The sequence below is a fragment of the Mesorhizobium sp. M7A.F.Ca.CA.001.04.2.1 genome (assembly GCF_003998485.1).
GTDB lineage: Bacteria > Pseudomonadota > Alphaproteobacteria > Rhizobiales > Rhizobiaceae > Mesorhizobium > Mesorhizobium ciceri.
The window spans coordinates 1-3471 of the sequence record NZ_RZQT01000247.1; the positions used below are offsets into that span (position 1 = coordinate 1).

Here is a 3471-nt window from a genome sequence, read left to right on the forward strand (position 1 = left end):
GTTCGAAGCTGACGTTCTTCACCGCGGGCACGCCGCGATAATTCTTGGTGACGTTTTCCAGCCGAACGATCGGTTCCATCAAAGACCTCCCGCATCGATCGCCAGCACGCAGTCACCGCCTCTGGAGGCGACAAACAGCCGGCCGTCCTTTTCCGCAACGCTGCAGATGCCATGACGCGTGCCGTTGGCGCGGCTGTGCAGGCTGAACAGCGGCTGCATCTTCTGGTCGAGCCTGACCACCAGCCCATAGGAGCGGCTCGGCGACCACGGCTTGTGGATGCCCATGGTGCGGATGCCGCCGCATTGCAGCGGCTCGAGGAAGCTGCGGCTGGACGCCAGTGCCGGCGCGATCCAGTAGGCCGGCGGCACTTGGCTCAGCATGTCCTGCCGGTAATGCGTTTCCTGCAGCACGAATTCGATCAGCCGGTTGCGCGGCGCAAACAGGGTCAGCCACGCCCCACCATCGGCGGACGGCGACAGCCGCGCGGGATATCCCGGCAGATGTGCAAGCACCGTCGAGCGGTTGCCGGTAGCGCCATCGAAGCGAACAAGCTGGTGACGCCAGCTTTCGCTAACCAGCAGATCCTCGCCGACAGGATGCAGCCCGTAGGGAAAGGCAATGTCGCCGGCGAGTTTGCGGAAATCACCGCCTGCGGCGCCTCGCTTCCAGAGCGAACCGGACACGCCCTTCTTCATCAGATCGGCGGCCCATTGCGATGGCGCATGCTCGGTCGAGCCGTTGGCCAGCCACAGCGTGCCGTCATCCGCATAGGCTAGTGCGGTGATGCAGCTGATCCCGGCCGGCAGTGAAACGTCGCTGCCGCCAATCAGCAACTTGCCGCTTTCCAGCCCGACCGTCAGTTCGCCCAATGGCGACAGCGCCAGCGCGGTGACGGCAGACGGAAAGGTCTCGACCACGACAGGTTGCGCTCCAGCAGCAATCGAATGGATGGCGTTGCCGCTGGAGACCAGCAGCCTGTCACCGGCAACCAGCAGATTATCCGGTTCCGTCAGCTCGGCAAAAGCCGGCGCATCATCCAGCCGCGTATTGGGGCGAAAAGCGCCGTCGAGCGGCGGGATGGTCACCGCCTTACCGCGGAACAGGTCGAGCACCGGGTCGAGGATCATGGCTTTGCTCCCCAATAGGAAGCGGGGCTGGTCCAGTTCGGGTCGGCGCCTGCAATCTTGTAGCGGCCGATACGGTTGTTGAGGATGCCGCCGACGAACAGATACCCCTTGTGCTCGCGCATCGAGGTGACCATCGGGTGCGCGCCGCCGGTGAGGTCGCCCATCGCCTCGACGATGCCGCCCCTGTCATTGAATTTCACCACGCCGCCGGTGTTGATGTTGGGAAACAGCCATTCGTCCTGCGGTAGCCGGCGCGTCATGCGCTTGCGCATGTCGGGATGGCGCAGCGACAGGTCGAAGCTCGGCGTGCGCATGCCAAGCCACGCCATCCAGTAATTGCCGTCGGAAGCGCGGTTGATGTTGTCGGGATAGCCCGGCATGTCGCGGATGACGCATTCGGCGGTGCCGGCCTTCGGCCCCTCCAGCCAGTAGCGGTGCACGCGGCAGGCCCAGCTTTCGGCGAAGAACAGCGACTTGCCGTCATGCGCCATGCACACACCGTTGGTGTAGCGATAGCCGTCGAGCAGCGTCTTCGTCGAACCGTCCTTCGGGTCGTAGACCAGCAGCCGGCCGGTGGCACGGTTCTCGATCGAATCCAGCGCCCAATCGTGGGCGTCATATCGCTTAGTTGAATCTGTGAAATAGATGCGGCCGTCCGGTGCGATATCGCAGTCGTTGGGGTCACGCAGCCGTGCATCGTCGACGATCGAGGTCCACGAGCGCGACGTCTCCGCCGAGAGGCGTTTGACCTCCCGATCCGGCGAGACCGAATAGAGACCCATCGCGCCGACGCAGCTGATCAGATTGCCTGATTTGTCGAAGGCCAGCCCCAGCGGGAAACCGCCGATGTGGGCAAACACCTCCGACCTGACATAGTCCGGCGCGAAGAAGCGGACGATCTCGCCATGACGCGTGCCGCAATAGAGATTGTCGTCGCGGTCGAGGATGACGTCTTCCGGCCCCTCCAGCTCGCCAAGCCCGATATGCTCTGCGGCCGACAGCCTGTTGTCGAGTTCGTATGGCGTGCCCGAGCCGGGTGCGGCCGACTGTGTCTCGCCCATCTTGAGATAGACCGGCGCGACATAGACCTCATTCAGCACCTTGTGCCGGTTCTTCAGCCAGCGGATGTCGATGGTCACCGCCACCGCCAACATGATGCCGAGCACCATCTGGTTGGTGCCGGTGCCGTAGCCCAGCCGGATCAGCCCATTGGTCATGGTCAAGACGATGATGGCGCCCATCAGCCCCTTGATCACCGAGCCTCGGCCACCGCCGAGGCTGACGCCGCCGACCACCGCCGCCGTCAGCGCCATGATCTCGAGGTTGAGGCCGGTTCCCGGCCCTGCCCCGCTCAGCCGGCAAGCAATGAGGAAGCCGCCGATCGAGGCGCAGAAGCCGGAAAAGACATAAGTCATGAACACGGTGCGACGCACGCGGATGCCGGCATTATGCGCCGAGCGCCTCGAGCCGCCGACCGCCAGCACGTGCCAGCCCGGCCGCGAACGCGTCAGCGCGATATGAGTGACGATGGCCAGGATGATCGCCAGCCACACCGAGACGGACAGCCCCCAGAAGGTGCTGTCGCCGATGAAGTCGAGCACATCCGATGTCGCGGTCGAGAGCTGCACATCGGCGGCATAGGTGGTGACCAGGATGTCGAACAGCGCCCGGCCGAAGATGAAGGTCACCAGCGTGGTGAGGAAGGCGCGCAAGCGGAGATAACCGACGAGGTAACCGTTGATGGCGCCGAAGATGAGGCCGGTGGCGAGCGATGCGGCCAGCGCCAGCCAGATCGACTGTTCGAGGATGAAGAAGACATAGACGGCGGAAAAGCACGACAGCGCGAAGATCGAGCCGACCGACAGATCGATGCCGCCACCCAGCATCACCACCGTCATGCCGGTGACGACCATCGAGAACTCGCCGAGCTGGCGGGTCGATTCCTGCAAAGCGGTCAGCTTGAAGAAGCCGGGAATGACCGAGCCGAAGGTCGCCAATGTCGCCACCAGCGCCAGGAACGGAATGGCGTTGTCGGTCCAGCGTTTGGTCAGTATCTCGCCGACGACATGGTCGGGCACGAGATTGTAGCGCCAGGACTGGAGGCGTTCGCGAAAGGACATCGGCTGCTGCTATTCCATGAGGGGACGAGGTGACCGGATCCTTCCGGTCACCTCGCTTGTACTTCAGTCGAAAAGGTGCGGTTTACTTTGCCGCCGCCGCTTGTGCCTGCAGCGCCTTCAGGTCCCAGCAGCTGTCGGGCTTGAGGTCGGCCTTGGTCGTCGCCTTCTCCAGCGTGTAGATGTAGGTGTGCGAGGTGCCGGCCGGTTGGCCGCTCTGCAGCAG

General features: G+C 63.9%; 2 protein-coding genes and 1 pseudogene. All 3 read right to left on the bottom strand.

Annotation, left to right across the window (positions count from 1 at the left end):
- Nucleotides 1–78 precede the first annotated feature (78 nt).
- Nucleotides 79–1128: a hypothetical protein gene (locus tag EN955_RS34005; RefSeq protein ID WP_024501551.1), complete on the bottom strand. Its 1050-nt coding sequence runs from the start codon at nt 1126–1128 to the stop codon at nt 79–81.
- A complete protein-coding gene (locus EN955_RS34010) occupies nt 1125–3248 on the bottom strand; it encodes an SMP-30/gluconolactonase/LRE family protein (RefSeq protein ID WP_024501552.1) in 2124 nt (707 codons plus the stop codon). The genes EN955_RS34005 and EN955_RS34010 overlap by 4 nt, the downstream gene beginning before the upstream one ends.
- Before the next feature lie 82 nt (nt 3249–3330).
- Nucleotides 3331–3471 (bottom strand): annotated as a pseudogene (locus EN955_RS36000) (sugar ABC transporter substrate-binding protein); the annotation flags it as partial.